The organism is Bradyrhizobium ottawaense, assembly GCF_002278135.3.
In the GTDB taxonomy this organism is placed as follows: Bacteria; Pseudomonadota; Alphaproteobacteria; order Rhizobiales; family Xanthobacteraceae; genus Bradyrhizobium; species Bradyrhizobium ottawaense.
Genome location: NZ_CP029425.2, coordinates 2,807,720 through 2,823,675 on the forward strand (window position 1 = coordinate 2,807,720; position 15,956 = coordinate 2,823,675).

The 15,956-nt window shown below is 61.5% G+C and carries 15 protein-coding genes and 2 pseudogenes; 11 read left to right on the forward strand and 6 right to left on the reverse strand.

All coding sequences use genetic code 11. The features are described from left to right. Nucleotides 1–318: 318 nt before the first annotated feature. Nucleotides 319–783: a GNAT family N-acetyltransferase gene (locus tag CIT37_RS13330; protein WP_095425714.1), complete on the reverse strand. Its 465-nt coding sequence runs from the start codon at nucleotides 781–783 to the stop codon at nucleotides 319–321. A gap of 170 nt (nucleotides 784–953) precedes the next feature. Between CIT37_RS13330 and CIT37_RS13335 the strand changes: the two genes are divergently transcribed. The 3 genes from CIT37_RS13335 (at nucleotide 954) to CIT37_RS13345 (ending at nucleotide 4,627) form a co-directional block, all read left to right on the forward strand. Beyond that, a complete protein-coding gene (locus CIT37_RS13335) occupies nucleotides 954–1,733 on the forward strand; it encodes a DUF4261 domain-containing protein (protein ID WP_028142614.1) in 780 nt (259 codons plus the stop codon). Between the two features lie 88 nt (nucleotides 1,734–1,821). Further along, the gene (locus tag CIT37_RS13340) at nucleotides 1,822–2,574 is read left to right on the forward strand and encodes an imm11 family protein (RefSeq protein ID WP_081494332.1); all 753 of its coding nucleotides are present in this window, start codon (nucleotides 1,822–1,824) and stop codon (nucleotides 2,572–2,574) included. Between the two features lie 415 nt (nucleotides 2,575–2,989). Then, entirely contained in the window at nucleotides 2,990–4,627 is a 1,638-nt protein-coding gene (locus CIT37_RS13345) for an AHH domain-containing protein (RefSeq protein WP_028142613.1), read from the forward strand. Nucleotides 4,628–4,860: 233 nt separating this feature from the next. Here CIT37_RS13345 and CIT37_RS13350 read toward each other — a convergent pair. Then, a pseudogene (locus CIT37_RS13350) lies at nucleotides 4,861–5,101 on the reverse strand (transposase); the annotation flags it as partial. Between the two features lie 413 nt (nucleotides 5,102–5,514). Here CIT37_RS13350 and CIT37_RS13355 point away from each other — a divergent pair. After that, complete coding sequence (locus CIT37_RS13355; RefSeq protein WP_028142611.1) at nucleotides 5,515–6,267, forward strand: hypothetical protein; 753 nt, start codon at nucleotides 5,515–5,517, stop codon at nucleotides 6,265–6,267. A gap of 118 nt (nucleotides 6,268–6,385) precedes the next feature. Here the strand turns inward: CIT37_RS13355 and CIT37_RS13360 are convergent, their stop codons facing one another. From CIT37_RS13360 to CIT37_RS13370, 3 genes are all read right to left on the reverse strand, one after another. Further along, nucleotides 6,386–7,921, reverse strand: a complete 1,536-nt coding sequence (locus tag CIT37_RS13360) for an FAD-dependent monooxygenase (protein ID WP_095425713.1) — start codon at nucleotides 7,919–7,921, stop codon at nucleotides 6,386–6,388. 241 nt (nucleotides 7,922–8,162) lie between these two features. Then, nucleotides 8,163–8,507, reverse strand: a complete 345-nt coding sequence (locus tag CIT37_RS13365) for a response regulator (protein WP_028142609.1) — start codon at nucleotides 8,505–8,507, stop codon at nucleotides 8,163–8,165. Between the two features lie 149 nt (nucleotides 8,508–8,656). Beyond that, the gene (locus CIT37_RS13370) at nucleotides 8,657–8,857 is read right to left on the reverse strand and encodes a hypothetical protein (RefSeq protein ID WP_028142608.1); all 201 of its coding nucleotides are present in this window, start codon (nucleotides 8,855–8,857) and stop codon (nucleotides 8,657–8,659) included. 516 nt (nucleotides 8,858–9,373) lie between these two features. Here CIT37_RS13370 and CIT37_RS13375 point away from each other — a divergent pair. From CIT37_RS13375 to CIT37_RS13400, 6 genes and pseudogenes are all read left to right on the forward strand, one after another. After that, nucleotides 9,374–9,571: pseudogene (locus CIT37_RS13375) on the forward strand (hypothetical protein); the annotation flags it as partial. Beyond that, complete coding sequence (locus CIT37_RS13380; protein WP_095425712.1) at nucleotides 9,568–9,867, forward strand: hypothetical protein; 300 nt, start codon at nucleotides 9,568–9,570, stop codon at nucleotides 9,865–9,867. The pseudogene CIT37_RS13375 and the gene CIT37_RS13380, both read left to right, overlap by 4 nt. Before the next feature lie 61 nt (nucleotides 9,868–9,928). Further along, on the forward strand, nucleotides 9,929–10,357 hold the full coding sequence (locus tag CIT37_RS13385; RefSeq protein WP_028142604.1) for a GNAT family N-acetyltransferase: 429 nt from the start codon (nucleotides 9,929–9,931) through the stop codon (nucleotides 10,355–10,357). Nucleotides 10,358–10,597: 240 nt separating this feature from the next. After that, complete coding sequence (locus tag CIT37_RS13390) at nucleotides 10,598–11,866, forward strand: CaiB/BaiF CoA transferase family protein (RefSeq protein ID WP_161966391.1); 1,269 nt, start codon at nucleotides 10,598–10,600, stop codon at nucleotides 11,864–11,866. 151 nt (nucleotides 11,867–12,017) lie between these two features. After that, nucleotides 12,018–13,223 carry an acyl-CoA dehydrogenase family protein gene (locus CIT37_RS13395; protein ID WP_244611234.1) on the forward strand — a complete coding sequence of 402 codons (1,206 nt, stop codon included), beginning with the start codon at nucleotides 12,018–12,020 and terminating at the stop codon, nucleotides 13,221–13,223. Nucleotides 13,224–13,232: 9 nt separating this feature from the next. Then, a complete protein-coding gene (locus CIT37_RS13400; RefSeq protein WP_028142601.1) occupies nucleotides 13,233–13,796 on the forward strand; it encodes a flavin reductase family protein in 564 nt (187 codons plus the stop codon). A 25-nt stretch (nucleotides 13,797–13,821) separates the two neighbouring features. Here the strand turns inward: CIT37_RS13400 and CIT37_RS13405 are convergent, their stop codons facing one another. Beyond that, the gene (locus CIT37_RS13405) at nucleotides 13,822–14,730 is read right to left on the reverse strand and encodes an NAD(P)-dependent oxidoreductase (RefSeq protein ID WP_161966392.1); all 909 of its coding nucleotides are present in this window, start codon (nucleotides 14,728–14,730) and stop codon (nucleotides 13,822–13,824) included. A gap of 168 nt (nucleotides 14,731–14,898) precedes the next feature. Between CIT37_RS13405 and CIT37_RS13410 the strand changes: the two genes are divergently transcribed. After that, on the forward strand, nucleotides 14,899–15,882 hold the full coding sequence (locus tag CIT37_RS13410; protein WP_038947161.1) for an ABC transporter substrate-binding protein: 984 nt from the start codon (nucleotides 14,899–14,901) through the stop codon (nucleotides 15,880–15,882). The last annotated feature ends 74 nt before the right edge of the window (nucleotides 15,883–15,956 follow it).

Here is a 15,956-nt window from a genome sequence, read left to right on the forward strand (position 1 = left end):
CGAGGAGGCGGGAGCGCGACTTGGCGTTCTCATCACCGATAAATGCCAAGGGCCTCGCGATGATGAGTGACCCTACGCCGCCGTCGGCGCCGAGTCTGTATCATTTGGTACGCTCGCAAATTAAATTTTCGGGAGAAAATTCAGACGCTTGAGCCACTTACTCAATTTGAGTGCGACACGAAACCCAGGTCACTTTCGGACCAAAGCCGCCCCTCGGGTCGTTGCAAGACACCACCAAGGCTTGTTTCAAGGCTTTGTCTCAAGAAGCGCCTCCGAAGGAGCCGGCTGATGCGTTGCGGCGTGGCGTCCGCGCGCGGCTCAGGCGCGAAGCGCAAGGTGCAGGAATTGGTTGAAGGCGCTCGCCTGGTAATCGGCGAACGCCTCGCCGTTGACGAAGCCTCGCTTGCGGTACAGCGCCAGCGCCGGCTCGAACGCCGGGCCGCTTCCGGTCTCCAGGCTCAGCCGGGTCAGCCCGCGCGCCTCGGCCTCGCGCACGATGTGGTCCAGCAGCAGCGCCGCGACGCCGCGGCGCAGGTGATCGGGGTGGGTCCGCATCGACTTCACCTCGGCGCCGCCGTCGCCCAGCTCTTTCAGCGCGCCGATCCCGACGACGTCGTCGCCCTCGCGCACCGACCACACGGTGACATCAGGCACCTGCAGCCCCGACAGGTCGAGCGCGAACACATGGCCCGGCGGCGAGCTCGCATGCATGCCGGCGAGATGCAGCGCGAGCAGGCGGCGGGTCGGTTCAGAGGTGAGATCGTCGGGGTGGATTGAGAACATGGGGGACCGTTTGGGAGCTATGTCGGCACTCGGATTGCGCCCGCACAATATGAAGCACAGAAGCGCTGGTTGACAACGTTCCCGTTTTGTTCTAGATTTCAAAATACTTCAACTGTTGGGCGAGCTAGGCAGAGGATCGCATCTCGTCCAAAAATTTCCGCGGGTCGTCGATGAGTAGCTCCCTTCTCGCTTTGGTCTTATTGAATAATCCGGTGACGCCGGACATGTCAGCGGTTGCAAAGGTCCTTCACGCCCGACATCCGGAGTTGGCAACGGAGACGATGGACGACGGGCGTGCTCAGCAGGCTCAAGCAGACTCGCCGCTCATTCGCTGCGGCAACGAGCTCGTCGCCGTCATGTCGATGCCGGCGCCCATCCCGGACGACGAGGGACTTTGGGCGCGCGCCGCCACGACATGGCCGGAGAGCAAGGCGGTGGCCCTCCGGCATCGAGGTCATGTGATCGTATCGATGCTCGGTAAGAGCGAACAGCCGCTGGTCGCCGCGCGCATCACGACCGCTGTCATCGGTGCGTTGATTGCGACGATGCCTGAGTGTTGCGGCGTGGTCTGGGCGGGCCGGGTCGCGCGGCCTGCCGATCTCTGGCGCGAAACGTCTCGCGATTCATTCGCACCATATCCTAATTACCCCTTTAGGCTATGGGTCGACATTCTTCCGTTCCGGACAGGCGCGAAGATCGCCGCGGTCACGATGGGACTGTCCGCCTTCGTCGGTCGTGAGATCGAGTTCGTGACCGGCAAGCTCACGCTTTCGGCGTTGTTCGACAAGGTGGCTGGGCTTGCCGTGTATCTGATCGAGCATGGCAGCGTGGTGAAGGACGGCGACACGATCGGCGCAAGTGCGAGCGAACGGATCCAGGTGCGTCACAGGAATTCCGACGCGTTTGGCGGGCTGCCGGTGTTTTACTGTGTGGATGAGTTCAAGCACTGATGTAGATGAGCGACTTACCATCGGTACTTGCCGCCAGATTCGTTGCCCGAGACCGAAGGTTTGACACGTCGGGCAAAACACATGCAGAATGGCATCATCGGAAGAGTCCGATAGCTCGCGGGAAGCCGCGGGCTTTTTTGTTGAGCAGTCGATCGTGGTCTCCGCCGCGCGTCATTGCGGGCACGCTTTTCAATGGGTTCAAGTCATGAGTGACGATAAAGCAATTTCTGCTGCAAAGCGGCCCAGAGCGCGAAAACGCCGCTTCTACGAAATGGGTCCCGATTTTAACGGAGGGCGACCGGGCTTTTGGGTTGCGGACGAGAGCGTCCTTCCCCCCCACAGAGTATATCGTCTGCCCGCTTCTACACCGCCCGTGCCTTACATGTTTGATAAATCCGATGGCAGTTTGCCCTATGACCTGGAGGTCTGCTTTCGCTGGTGGCTCGTTTCGGACCGGACAAAGGCTGTCTTCGAGCGGGTTGATCCGGAGGCATTTGTGTTTGTGCGGTGCGACGTGCGAGTGCCGCAAGGTCGCTATCATGGACCGGACTATTGGCTCTGCGATGTTGTTCGCGTCCTCGACGCGCTGGACGAAACGGAGTCCTGCTTGCGCATCGGTGTCCGGGACGATGTTCGCTACATAGACCACGGTCAGAAATACTACGGGTTCATTCCCGGCTACAAACTGGTCTTCAGAGAGGCCGCGATCGGTAACGCGCACATCTTCCGCATGGCCTACGACGAGGCGACTGTCATATGCGATCAAGAGTTCAAGGACGCTTGCAAGTCGGCGGGGCTGAGGAGAATTCGGTTTCGCGATCCCTCAAAAAGCCGATATTGATTCGCGCCATCCTGAGAAATGAAGTCTGTTCGCTGGTGGGCGGCAGTGCATACTCGGAACAGGTGAGAAACGCCGGCCGCCTTGGCTTCAACGATGACCAGTTCAGACTTAGCGATTTCTGCTAGCGGACAAGGCTGGCGCCTGCGAGCGGATGGCGGCGGGGCGCGCCAGTACTTCTTCCCGATAAAATAGAACGAAATAAAGCCCACGCTTTGGGGCCGGTAATCAATTCGCGCTCCATGGGCGTCGACTGCGGGCGGTCTGATCGAGCGATCGCCTGCACGCCATAGTACTTCAGGAAAATTGCAACCTTGTTTGACGAACGCGCGGGCGTTCCCGCCGCGGCAGCGCTTGCGCGCCTAATCCACTCACCTTGCCAGCTCCCATACTCAATGAAACCCCTTTGTGAGGGTGCATGTCGATTTTTTTCGATCACCACATCATTCCAGAGCGCTTTAGAGACTACCCCGCGTTTCGCGGTATCGACAAGAAGACGTTCGATATCGACGCGCCCGCAAACCGAATCTATTTGCCAGCAAATCGGGAACTCGCTGCAAAGTTGGAGGTGTCGCCCCATCCGAGCAGACACGTGGGGCCGTATGGCGACCTCATTTGTAAGAGGCTCAAAGAGATCGCAACGATCGGGAGTCCGGCCGAGCGACTTGTGGAGATCAAGACTCTTATCGATGCTATGCGCGTTGGCTTCCTTAACGGCCATCTCTACACCAATGTGCCTATCGGTAAAACACAAGAGGAAGTCTACCAAGGGGTCGAGAAAGTTTTGACGGACCCCAAGGCTTACCGCGATCAATACCCGGATCAATTGAGGACCATCAGAGATGTCGAGCGAAGGGGAGCGGACGCCGGTCAGGACCACCTGATCAAATGGCTGCTCTACCTGGACGATCCGGAGCGGCAGAAACTGATAGATGAGGCAATTGCTCGCAATCCTGACGTCAACATCACCGCTGGCAATCGCGACCTGCGCGGAACGAATTGGTCCAAGTTCGAAGCGTTGGATCCCTCTTCGGACCCTTTTCGCGTACCCGGCTCAACATCGGCCAACCCGAGCGACTTTCCGCCGCTGCCGGGCTACAGCTCACCTCCGCGTGCCGGTCTGAACGAACAGGAAGGGTTTGCGCGAAGTGATCCCCGCTTCACACGTGCGCTGCCACCGTTTCCCACGCTAGATCCCAATGAACGGATCGGTCAATTGCCTCCGACAACGGCCGCTCCATCAGATCCGCTTGTGCTCCAGTCCGATCCGCACTCCGGAGTGACGTATCCGTACTACGAGAATCCGTTGGCTGGAGGCGCATCTCCGGAGCGTGATGTTCTTCCTTTGTTGGCCGGAGGGGCCGCCCTCGGCTTAGCGGCGCCTTCTATCCTCCCATGGCTGTTCGGTATTGGAGGCATCTTGGCGGTCACGCGAACTGCCAACGCGCAGGAGAGTAGTTCCGGCGGCACGATGGGCGCGGCTACTCCTGGCGGAGGAGTGTTCTCGACAGGAGCGTCGCCGCTCAACATCATCGGCAATGGACTTAACGTCGACAGCGCGGCCAGTGGCCGCGGCTCTTCGGCTTCATCGACATTTGGGCGGCAGGTGGGCGGAGCTTCCTCGATCGATCCAGAGACTCGCGCTAGCACTTTTGCAGATCGCTTTGGCAGCTGGGCCGGCACGCCAGACGGCACTGCACCTGCCGAGCCGGCAAACGTGGATAGATTACCAGACGCTCCTGCAGGCGGATCGGTCGCGCCCGAAAACGTTCGGCGCCTCGCCCGCGTCAATGAGTCCAACGCGGGCAGCGTGTTCACGTCCGGCAGTGCGCCGGTCCCGCATCTGCTGCCTTCCACGGAATTCAACGAGCGGTTCGGCAACTGGACCGTGCCGACCACTGGCAGCGCGCAACCGCAACCCAGCAAGCCAATCGGTCTATTTGCCGACGAGCCGAGCTACGTCATTCCACCCCCGATCTTCGGAGTGGACGGTCCAGGCAATCCGCATAGTGACGCTGAGGAGTGGTTTTCGCGGTGGATACGGCCGTTGCTTTGACCAGAGTAAAGGTTGCGGAGCGGCGAGTATGCCCGTCGGATCGTTCGTTTGACACGTCGGGCAAAACACCGGCAGAATAGCATCATCGGAAGAGTTCGGATCGAGCCCGCGGGATGCCGCAGGCTTTCTTTTGGCTGAGCAGTAGGCCGTATATTCATTAAAGAGTGTCTGTTCATGAGGGCCAACCGGAAATCTTCTAGTCGGCCAGAGCATTACTGCTTCTGACCGATTCCGTTGAGGTGAACCTCATCGCACAGGCGCCGCTCTGACCGGATGCCGAAGCAGTAACCAATCAGCAGCATCCGGATCATCAGCTCCGGATCGATCGAAGGCCGACCGATGTTGCTGTAGAAAGGTGCCAGGTCCCGCTTGATCTCTTGAAAAGTCGACAAACCTGTCGATCGACCTGAGCAGGTGATCGGCGGGAATATGCTTCTCAAGTGAGAACTCGTAGAACAAAGCGGCCCGGCGCATATAATGCCTGGCCGGAATCCCTGCGCTTATCACCGGAGTAATTGGCCTTTTGGCCCGAAGGCGAGGTTCGGGCGGCGTCCTCCGTTGTCGGCTCGTTGGGTAGACCGGAAGCAACCGGCCGACCTTCCAAGCAGCGCCAGTGACCCGTAGCAGACTTTTGGCATATTGAGCGGATGCAGCCACATTGCTATGCTTCGTTCACATCGTGCCTTAGGTCTGATGGGCAGGCTTGATCAGGCTTACGGACTGCAGCCTGCAATTTGGAAATTGGAATTCTTGAAGCCATAGGCCCCGCCTCCGGACGCATTTCAAAATCGGCCGGGGAATGTTCATGGACGTCATTTCCCTCCGTTCTTCCCCTTGACTCGGAGGCGGGCTTTTTCTGTCAGCTTGATCGAAAAAGTGATTCCGCCATGTCCATTCCAAAAAACATAACCCAATGCACTTCAGTCAATCGCCACAACAGAAGCACGGCGTGCCACTACTTAGTTGTTTTAATGCTTTCAGTTTGCATCCTTCAGCTCGCAAGCAGTACGGCGCAGACCCAGTGCGCAGCTCGCGATGTTTTGGAGAGACAGCTGAAATTCAAGACACGCGCGTCCGAAGCGCCTCAACGGCTTATTGAATCCGAGCGTGACATTGCGATATGGAAGACAATTGCAATAGGCACGTTCGCCGACTCACTTAAGCTGCGCGATGCACTGGACAGCATGCGATGCAGTGTGGGCAGCCAAGCGGGCGAGATCCTTGCCCGACCGTCCTTTATTACTGCTTCTCAGAAGACAGACATGGAGCTTGCACTCGTCTCCCCGACGCAACTTGGGTTCACGAGCGATAGTGTGACGTTAGCTGACCTTTACTCACGGGCTCGAAAACTCGGCCTTGAACTCGCACCGGCAGAGGTCGGACCACAATTGCGCATCCAATATTTCGACCAGCCCGTGGGCGAGTTCCTCATCATCGGAATGGAGCCGATCATGACCTGGAGCGGGGACCCGATTATTCTGAATGTAGCAAATGGCGGCGCCGGATTGATCCTCATCGGCCAAGACGGTAGAGCCGAAGCCGAGATACCTGCCACGTCTCGGATCGTTTTTGCGCGCTCGCATAAACTTGCGGCCAATACCAATCTCGTCGATCAAGCTGCTGCAGTTCCGCGCGAGTAAGGAGGGTGAACTGGCCCATCGGCGACCTTCAAATGATGTCCGCTGTTTGTGCTCCTCTGGAGAGACGAGCGGACATCAGGGGCCGCCGAACCAGGCGCCCAATTCAGGAGTACGGGCGCTACGCCGCCGCAGGCGGCCCGAACCACCGCAGCAATGTCTCCTCGAGCGCGTGTTGGTTCTCGTTTCCGACCCAGGCCACGTGGCCGTCGGGCCGCACCAGCACTGCGTCTGGCGCAGCGACCTGCCCGATGACCGGAAGCTCCCACACGCCATCGGTGCCGGCGTCGACGACATTGATGCAATCCACCCAGGGCGTTGCGGCAATGCCGCCTCGCTTGCCGAAATTGAGCAGCACGCCCCGCGCGCCGTGCAGCAGCGTGAACAATTTCAGCTTCCGTCCTTCGACCGTCAGATCGAGATCCGGCATGCGCCGCCCCAGCAGCGCGTGGCCTCCGCCGAGATCGTAAGCGATGTCGAGCCCGCTCATCATGGCGCCAAAACGTTTGCGCGGCTCGTCCATGCCGAGCAGTTCGGAGACGGTGTCGCGTGCGGCCTTGAGGCCGTCCTCGCCGCGGCGGAGCAGGGCGATCTGCGCCCTGGTGTTCTTCAGCACGCGCGCGCCAACGGGATGGCGCTCGGCGTGGTAGCTGTCGAGCAGGCTGTCCGGCGAGATGCGATGGACCACCTGCGCCAGCTTCCAGCCGAGATTGACGGCGTCCTGCACGCCGATGTTGAGGCCTTGCCCGCCGACGGAGTGATGGATATGCGCGGCATCGCCGGCGAGCAGCACGCGTCCTTTGCGATAGGTGGTGGCCTGCCGTGCCGCATCGGTGAAACGGGAGATCCAGGCGGGATTTTGCAGTCCGAAGTCGGTGCCATAGGCCGCGACGAGGGCATCGCTGAGATCGCGCAAGGAGGGCTCGCCGGTGCGCGTGAGCGTTGCTTCCGTCACGACGACCAGCACGCGTCCGCTCTCGGTCTTGCTGAGGCCGTGAAAGCCGAGCGCATCATGACGCAGGCCCCATGCCGGCGCCTCGCGCATCTCGACCTCGGCCATGAGGTTGCTCAGCGTCGGTGAGGTGCCGGCAAAATCGATGCCGGCGGCCTTGCGCACCAGGCTGCGACCGCCGTCGCAGCCGACGAGATAGTCTGCGCGCAAGGTCTCGCCGCCGGCGAGCGTCACGTCGATGCCGGTTTCGTCCTGTGCGAAGCCCGTGAGCTCGACATTGCGATAGATCGGCACTTTGAGCTCTTCGACCCAGTCCGCCAGGATGCGCTCGATGTGGCTCTGCCGCAGCGCCAGCCCGTAAGCGTGCCTTGTGGGGAGATCGCTGATGTCGAGCCGCGTCCAGGCAAAGCCCGCGAGCTGGACGATCTGTCCCTCGCGCAGGAAGCGATCCGCAACGCCGCGCTGATCGAGGATCTCGATGCTGCGGGCATGCAACCCGCCGGCGCGCGTGCCGACGAGATCCTGGCTCGCGCGCCGCTCGAGGATGGCGACATCGACCTTTGCGAGCGCGAGCTCGGCAGCCAGCATCAGCCCGGTCGGGCCGCCGCCGGCGATCACCACGGCATGGTCGGGCGGCATCTGGTTCCGCGCGTCGGCTCCCTGTGGCTGACGGCGTGAACGGGACGTCGGAAGCAATGCAGGCATGTCGTGACCCCTCGGCTGGTTGCTTTGGATGTTTGCTGGGTCGGGGGTTCTACGGCAGAGGCGGGGACTTGAAGCAAGCCCGTTGCGCACCACATATTGAGTTGGGAGGAGGGGCTTCCTCTTCCGCGTTCGCCGCGTTGACACGTCGGGCAAAACACCGGCATGATGGCATCATCGAAAGAGTTTGGTTCAGCCCGCGCAGAGCGATCTGCGGCGGGTTTTGTTTTGCGGGATTGGACGGTCAGCAAACGCCGGTGGTCCGCTGCATGATGTCGGCGAGCTCCTCGAACGAAAACGGCTTCCTGATCATCGGAAGGCCGCCGCGCCGGGGCTCGCGACCCGACAATTGCAGCATCTTCAGCTCCGGGCGGACGCGCTTGGCCAGCTCGGCCAGTTCATGACCATCCATGCCGGGCATGTTGATATCGGTGATGAGGATGGAGATGTCCTGGTTCTGCTCGAGCCGGCCGAGTGCATCCGGGCCGCTTTGGGCGCTGATCACCTCGCAGCCGAGATCTTCCAGCATGCCCACGATCACGTCGAGGACGGCGGGATCGTCGTCAACAACCAGGACAGTGTGGCTCATCGCAGGAACATTCCTTCTGACGAAGCATTCAACGCGCCTCTCGCCGGATAAGTTCCAGCAAAGGCCCGGCCGCGTAAACGGATGTCGAGACTTCGGGCAAAACATCGGCAGAACGGCATTATCGAAACGCCCGCCGGGCGCCGGTCCGCCTAATCGTCCTTCGACAAATCGCCCGGTTTGGCGGGAATGTCGATGGTGCCGCCATCGCCGTGCACGAGATCGCGATTGCTCTGCTTTGTCTCGCCGGCGTCTTCGATGATCGCCTCCTGCGGCTCGCGCTCCTTGTCGATGCGCGGCTTGGCTCCGGGCAATTCTCGCGATGTCTCTGGTGACGTCATCTCAAATGTCATCTCACCGATCCTCCTGATCGGCTAACTTTCGCCGGGCCGGTAAGTTCGTTTGACGCGTCGGGCAAAACACCGGTATGTTGGCATCATCGAAAGAAGTTTGGTTCAGCCCGCGCGGAGAATATCCGCAGCGGGCTGTTTCATTTCAACGGGGCTTTGACACGTCGGGCAAAACACCGGCATAGTGACATCATCGAGACGAGTTTGGTTCACCCGCGCGGAGCACATCCGCCGCGGGTTTTTTCGTCTCGGTTTTCGAGATCGGACGGCGGCGGCGCATTACGGCCACGCACTCGTCAAACCTGGAGCGCCGATCGGCGCGCCGTCGTCCGTACCATTGCCGGCCGTGCACGCGCGAACGTGCCGGCCCGCGGCGCTGGGGCCAATTGCCCGCGCCGCTGCGGTCTCCGGAAGACACGGAGATAGGGTTCGCGCCCGAAACGATCGCGCCTCGCCTGGCGCGATCTGCCGCGCATTTTCTTCGCTGGGAGGATCGATGACTGCCTATCTGATATCGCTCGCGCTTACGAGCCCGACAAGCTGATGGGCTATTGCGTGGCGCTCTACTTCGCAAAGCTGCTGGTCTGGGACAAGGTCCTTGGACTTGGCTCGACTGACGCTTTGGCGGGATTTGCGGCGATCACGGCCAATCTGGTCGTCTCTTTCTATTTCGCCAAGCGCGGTTTCGAGAATGTTGCGAGGATCATCAAGCGGTGAGGATTCAAGACGAGGAGATTCGGGCGATTGTCGCGGAGACACTGGCCGAGCAGCACCGAGTTCAGCAGGAGAGCGTCGATGCCATCGTATTGAAGGCGGTGGCATCGGTCCTGGCCTCGTTCGGGATCGAAGACGATGACCGGAAAGAGCTCAGAGCTGACTTCCAGCACCTGCGGCGCTGGCGAATGAGCGTGGAACAAGCGCAGAGCTACACCTTCAAGGCGGTGATCACAGTCATTGCGACCGGGCTGATGGGTGCGGTCTGGCTCGGTGTCAAGGTCGTGCTGGGCAAGTGAGCCTCGACCGCTACGGAGTCGCAGGTCGCGCACTCCCGATTACCCCGCCAATAGGTATTCCATGTACAGAATTCGTATCGTCGATGCGGACGATGATGAGACTGCCGAGATTCTCGGCGATTTGCACCGGCTGACATTCTTCGGTGGGGCGGCCCTGCCGCAGTTCGAATCGGGGTCGTGGTGGCTCGCCTATCACGATGATGACGCGGTTGCCTTCGCCGGCGTCGTGCCGTCGACGCATGCGCGAAGAAGTGGATATTTTTGTCGGGTCGGCGTCTTGCAGCGGCATTGGGGACGGGGACTTCAACTCAGGCTGATGCGAGCGATCGAGGCGCGAGGGCGGCGTCTGGGATGGGACAGCATCGTCTCCGATACGACGGACAATCCCGTATCTGCCAATAATTTCATCCATGCGGGTTATCGGCTGTACGAGCCCGAATCGCCCTGGGCCTGGTCGCATACGCTTTATTGGCGAAAGTGGCTGCGCTGAGCAATTGGAGTGGTTTCCCGTGATGCGGAACGTGACCTTCTCGGACTAGATTTGCTGCGCAGGATGCGCGCAGCCTCCATACGCTCAAATATCTGACGGCCCGGCAGCTTGACGCTGCCGGGCCGTTTTTGCGTTTCAGGTGAAGCGAGCGAGGCCCTTGCGAAGTTGGCGGCGCCGGGCTTTAAGTTTGCTCTTGCAGGAAATTCGGCGGCCATAAGCCGATGTAAGGGAGCGCTATCGATGCCGACCAAGCCTCAATTGCCGGAACGTTCGTCGCGAGCGATGGAAGGGCCGAGTGCGCTCGACGGTCTGCTGGTCATCGATTTCACGCGTGTCGTCGCCGGCCCGGCCTGCACGCAGACGCTTGCCGATTTTGGCGCGCAGGTCATCAAGATCGAAAATCCCGACGGCGGCGACGACACACGCGCCTATGAACACGCCGAAATTGGCGGCGAAAGCGCCGCCTATCTCAGCCTGAACCGCAACAAGCGCGGCATTGCGCTCGACCTTGCCGTGCCAGAGGCCCGCGAGATCGCGCTGGATCTGATCCGCAAGGCGGATGTGGTCGTGGAGAATTTTTCGAGCGGGGTCATGAAGAAGTTCGGGCTCGACTATGACGCGGTCGCCCCGCTCAATCCCCGGCTGGTCTATTGCTCGATCTCCGCCTACGGACGCTCCGGACCGTTCGCCTCCCGCCCCGGCTTCGATCCCATCACGCAGGCGGAGAGCGGCTTCATGTCGCTCAACGGATTTGCCGACGGTCCGGCGGTTCGTACCGGCCCTCCGATCGTGGACATGGCGACGGGGATGTCTGCCTGTAACGCCATCCTGCTCGCGCTGTTGGCCCGGGACCGGCTTGGCCGCGGGCAGCATGTCGAAGTCGCCTTGTTCGACGTTGCGATGGGGATGACCGGCTTTTACGGCATGGCGTATCTCATCAATGGCGAAAACCCCGGCCGGTTCGGCAATTCGCCGAGCGGGTCTCCCACCGTCGGCGTCTATGAGGCCTCCGATGGGCCGCTCTACATGGCCTGCGCCAACGATCGGCTGTATCGCCGGCTCGTGGTCGAGGTGCTGAACCGGCCTGATCTCATCACCGATCCGCAGTTTGCCTCGCGCAAGGCCCGTTCCGAGAACAAGGAGCTTTTGCGGGCAGCCATTGCGGAGGTCTTTGCCAGCGATACGCTCGAGAACTGGATGGCGAAAATGAAGCTGGCCAATATTCCGGTCGGCTATCTCCGGACGGTCGAGGAGGGGTTCAATGCGCCAGAGGCTCGCGAGCGCCATCGCTTGAGCCGCATTCCGCACCGTACAGCGGAATGGGTGCCCAACATCGAGCCGCCGATTACCATGAGCCTGACCGCCGCGATCGATCCCGTTGCGGCCCCGCTGTTAGGTGAGCATACCGAGGACGTCTTGCGCAGCATGCTCGGTTATGACGAGCGTCGGATCGCGGAGTTTACCCGGAAGGGCGTCTTTGGCTCGGGCAAGCCCTCTACTCCGGTTTAAGCCGGAGCCGTCAGTCCCTGGCAACAGGCGTCGCGCGGTATGTGAATCGATGCTTCGTGATGCCTGCTGCATTGGCTTGATTTGGTAAGGGGCCGGCCGCATAAATACGCCAAAGTGAGGGAAGCGAATGGCGCCTGGTCGAAAGCCGAGCATGGGTCAGCCCACCGGGCCGGAAGCCGGCGAACGCGCCTATGCGGCGATGATCGCGAAGGCCCGGGCCCTCATGCCGCGACTACGAGAGCGGGCGGTGCGGACGGAGGAGCTGCGGCATCTCCCGTCGGAAACCGAGATGGACCTCCATGAAGCCGGCCTGTTCCGGATGCTTCAACCGGCACGGATCGGCGGCGCCGAGCTCGACTATGTCGCTCTTGTCGACTGCGCTGAGCTGCTCGGACAGGCGGATGCATCGGTGGCCTGGAATCTCGCCAATCTGGCGAGCCACCACTGGATGCTCGGCATGTTCGAGCAGAAGGCGCAGGATCTGGTCTGGGGCCGTGATCCGGATGCGCTGATCGCATCCTCATTCATTTTTCCCGCCGGACGCGCCACGCGGGTCGAGGGCGGTTATCAGCTGCGCGGCAGCTGGCCATTCTCCTCCGGGGTTGCCTCCTGCGAATGGAACATGCTTGCAAGCGTGGTCTACTCCGACGACGAGGCCGACGGCATCGAGTATCGCATCTTCCTGCTGCCAAAAGGCGACTACAACGTGCTGGACACATGGAACGTCGCGGGATTGCGCGGGACCGGGTCCTGCGACGTGGAGGTCAGGGATGTCTTCGTGGCTGACCATATGACAGTCGCCGTCGGCGACCTCTCAGGCGGCCCGACGCCGGGGAGCACGGTCAATCCAAATCCGCTTTATGCGCTGCCCGTGTTCTCGCTGTTCCCATACGTCCTCTCCGGTGTCGCGCTGGGGAATGCGCAAGCGTGCCTCGACGATTATACGGAGGTCGCACGTCATCGTATTTCAACCTACAACCGGGCCAAATTGAGCGATTTTCAAAGCACCCAGATCAAGATCGCGGAGGCCTCGGCGAAGATCGATGCCGCGCGCCTGATCATGCGCTCGGCGTGTCTCGATGCCATGGAGGACGCGCGGCTTGGTCACATCCCCGGCATGGCGACCAAGACCCGTTATCGGCGCGACGGATCTTTTTCGGTGAACCTGTGCACGGACGCGGTCTCGATGCTGTTTGCCGCGAGCGGCGCGCGCGGTCTGTTCACGACAGGCGTGTTGCAGCGGCAATTTCGCGATGCGCACGCGATCAACTCGCATCTCGCATTCAACTTCGATGCGGCCGGGACCAACTATGGACGGGTGGCGCTGGGCCTGCCGTCCGAAAATCTCACGCTGTGAGGCCGGCCGATGAATGATCTGCCGCAGCAGCCCGGCGCTCCCGATCCCGCCAACGAGTTCGCGAGCGACAGCTCGTCGATCGATCCTCGCGACTTTCGCAACGCGCTCGGAACCTATGCAACGGGCGTGACGATCATCACGGCCGCAGCGCCTGACGGCAAGCCCTACGGGCTGACTTGTAATTCGTTCGCCTCCGTCTCGCTGAACCCTCCGCTGGTGCTATGGAGCCTGGTCGTCTATTCCTCCAGTCTGACCATCTTCCAGAATGCCAGCCATTTCACCGTCAACGTGCTTGGTGCTTCGCAGCAGGCGCTTGCGACAAAATTCGCCAAGTCGTCGGACGACAAGTTCACAGGTGTAGACTGGGCGCCGGGCCTCGGCGGAGCGCCGGTGCTTGCGGAGAGCGTCGCCAACTTTCAATGCCGCTCCGTGAATCGCTATTATGGCGGCGACCACGTGATCTTTCTCGGCGCGGTCGAGGCCTATACCTACGGTGCGAAGGAGCCGCTGCTCTTCGCGCGGGGGACGTTCGGCCGATTCCTCGCAGACGACGAGCGCAAGACGTCGCCTTGACGTGCTTCAGATCTCGCTCGACGGCTTAGCGCTCTGCCGCTGAAAGTTTGTAAATCTCCAGTGCGTCCGCTCCCGCGCCGCGCGCGGCCTTGGCGAGCCTGAAAAGTTGTCCCGCAAGAGAGGCCATCGGCACCGGTGTCGATGTCGCCTGCGCGACGTCGGCGACCGTATCGAGATCCTTGAGCATCGTGGCAATGTGACCGAGCGGTGGCGAGTGAATGCCTTGCACCATTCTGGGCACGAAAAGCTGGAGCGGGATCGAGTCCGCAAAGCCGCCGGCGAGCGCTTCGGGCAGGCGATTGGCGTCAATACCGGCGTTGACGGCCAGGCGCGTGGCTTCCGCGAGGACGGCCATCGGGCATCCCACGATCACCTGATTGCAGAGTTTCGTGGTCTGGCCGGCTCCGGTCGGGCCCATGTGGGTGAACCTGCGCGCCATGGCCAGCACGTAAGGGCGTACCCTCTCGATCTCGTCTGCTTCTCCGCCGGCCATGATCGCAAGGGTACCCTCCTCGGCGCCTTTCGTTCCGCCGGAAACCGGTGCATCGATCCAGCCGGCGCCATTGGCGGCCTTCAGTCGCTTTGCCAGATCGCGGGCGGCGTCGGGATGTATCGACGAGAAGTCGACGACAAGCTTGCCTGCGCCGGGCGCTGCCGCGAGCCCGTCAGGCCCGAAGATCACCTCCTCGACGGCCGCGGCATCCGTCACGCACATGAAGGCGATATCGGCGTTCGTCAGGAGATCACGAGGCGTGGCTGCGCGCCCGGCTCCGGCCTCGGCGAGCGGAGCCACCTTGCCCTCCGAACGGTTCCAGACAGTGACCTGATAGCCGGCCTTGAGCAGGCGTCGGGTCATCGGCGTTCCCATCAGGCCAAGGCCGAGATAGCCGAGCCTCTCGACGCCTTGCGGGTTTGCCTCGCTCGCATCAGCCATAGGTTGCCTCCTTCTGCCGCAGCGCGACGTGGCTTTACCATACATTGCGCGTCGGACGGCAAAACCGCCGGGCTCGCATGGCTTGCCTGATTGTTTGAACCATGAAAGATTTGAGCCCGGTCGGGGTTGGGTGGCGCCGGTCGGCGCCGGAGCAGCGGAGTGGGCACGATGCGAACCGTTTCGAAATGGATCCTGGCTTTGGGGGCGGCGGCCGCCGTGAGCGCGGGGGCAAGCCCGTCATGGGCGCAGCAGACGATCCGCGTCGGTTGGACGATCCCGGCCGAGGAATCAAAGTACTGGATGATGCGCCGCCCGGCTGAATTTCCCAATCTCGGCAAGACCTACAATATCGAATGGACCCAATTCCAGGGCACCGCACCGATGACGCAGGCCTTGGCAGCCGGCGCGCTGGACTGCGCGACGCAGGCGCCGCTGTCGCTCGCCAATGGTGTGGTCGGCGGCAATCTCAAAGCCTACATCGTGGCGCAGCACGTGTTCGAGAAGCCCGGCGGCTTCTCGGTCTATTGGGCTGTCATGGATGACTCGCCCATCAAGACGATCGCTGATCTCAAGGGCAAGACGGTCGGCATTTCCGTGATCGGCGGCGGCACGCAAGGCCCGTTCAACCTGCTCCTGAAGCAGAATGGCGTCGATCCAACCAAGGATATCAAGCTGGTCGAGGTCGGCTTTGCCGTCTCCGAGGATGCGCTGCGTCAAGGCCGCGTCGATGCGGTCAACATGAACCAGCCGTTCGCCGCGCGGGCAGAGGCAAAGGGCGGCACAAGGAAGCTCTTCTCGCTGTCCCAGGCCATGCCGAACATCGTGCATATCCTGGAAGCTTGCCGTGCCGATTTCGTCGACAAGAACCCGGAACTGGTCAAGGCCTATGTCCGCGATATCACCTCGGGCATGAAGAAGGCGCTGGCGAACCGCGAGGAGACTCTCAAGGTCGTCAATGAGGTGCTGAAGGCGCCCATCCCGGTGCTCGAGACATACCTGCTCAAGGACAACGATTTCGGCCGTGATCCAGGTGCGGCGCCGAACTTCCCGGCGATCCAGAAGATGCTGGACATCTACGCCGAGACCGGAATGCTGCCGAAACTGGATGTCGCGCAGTTCAAGCATCCGACGATCGTCGCGCCGCTGCAATAGGCGAGCGAACGATCCTAACGAGGAGCGTGCGGCGTCCTGGATGATCCGGGACGAAGCACGAAGAAGATGCACGT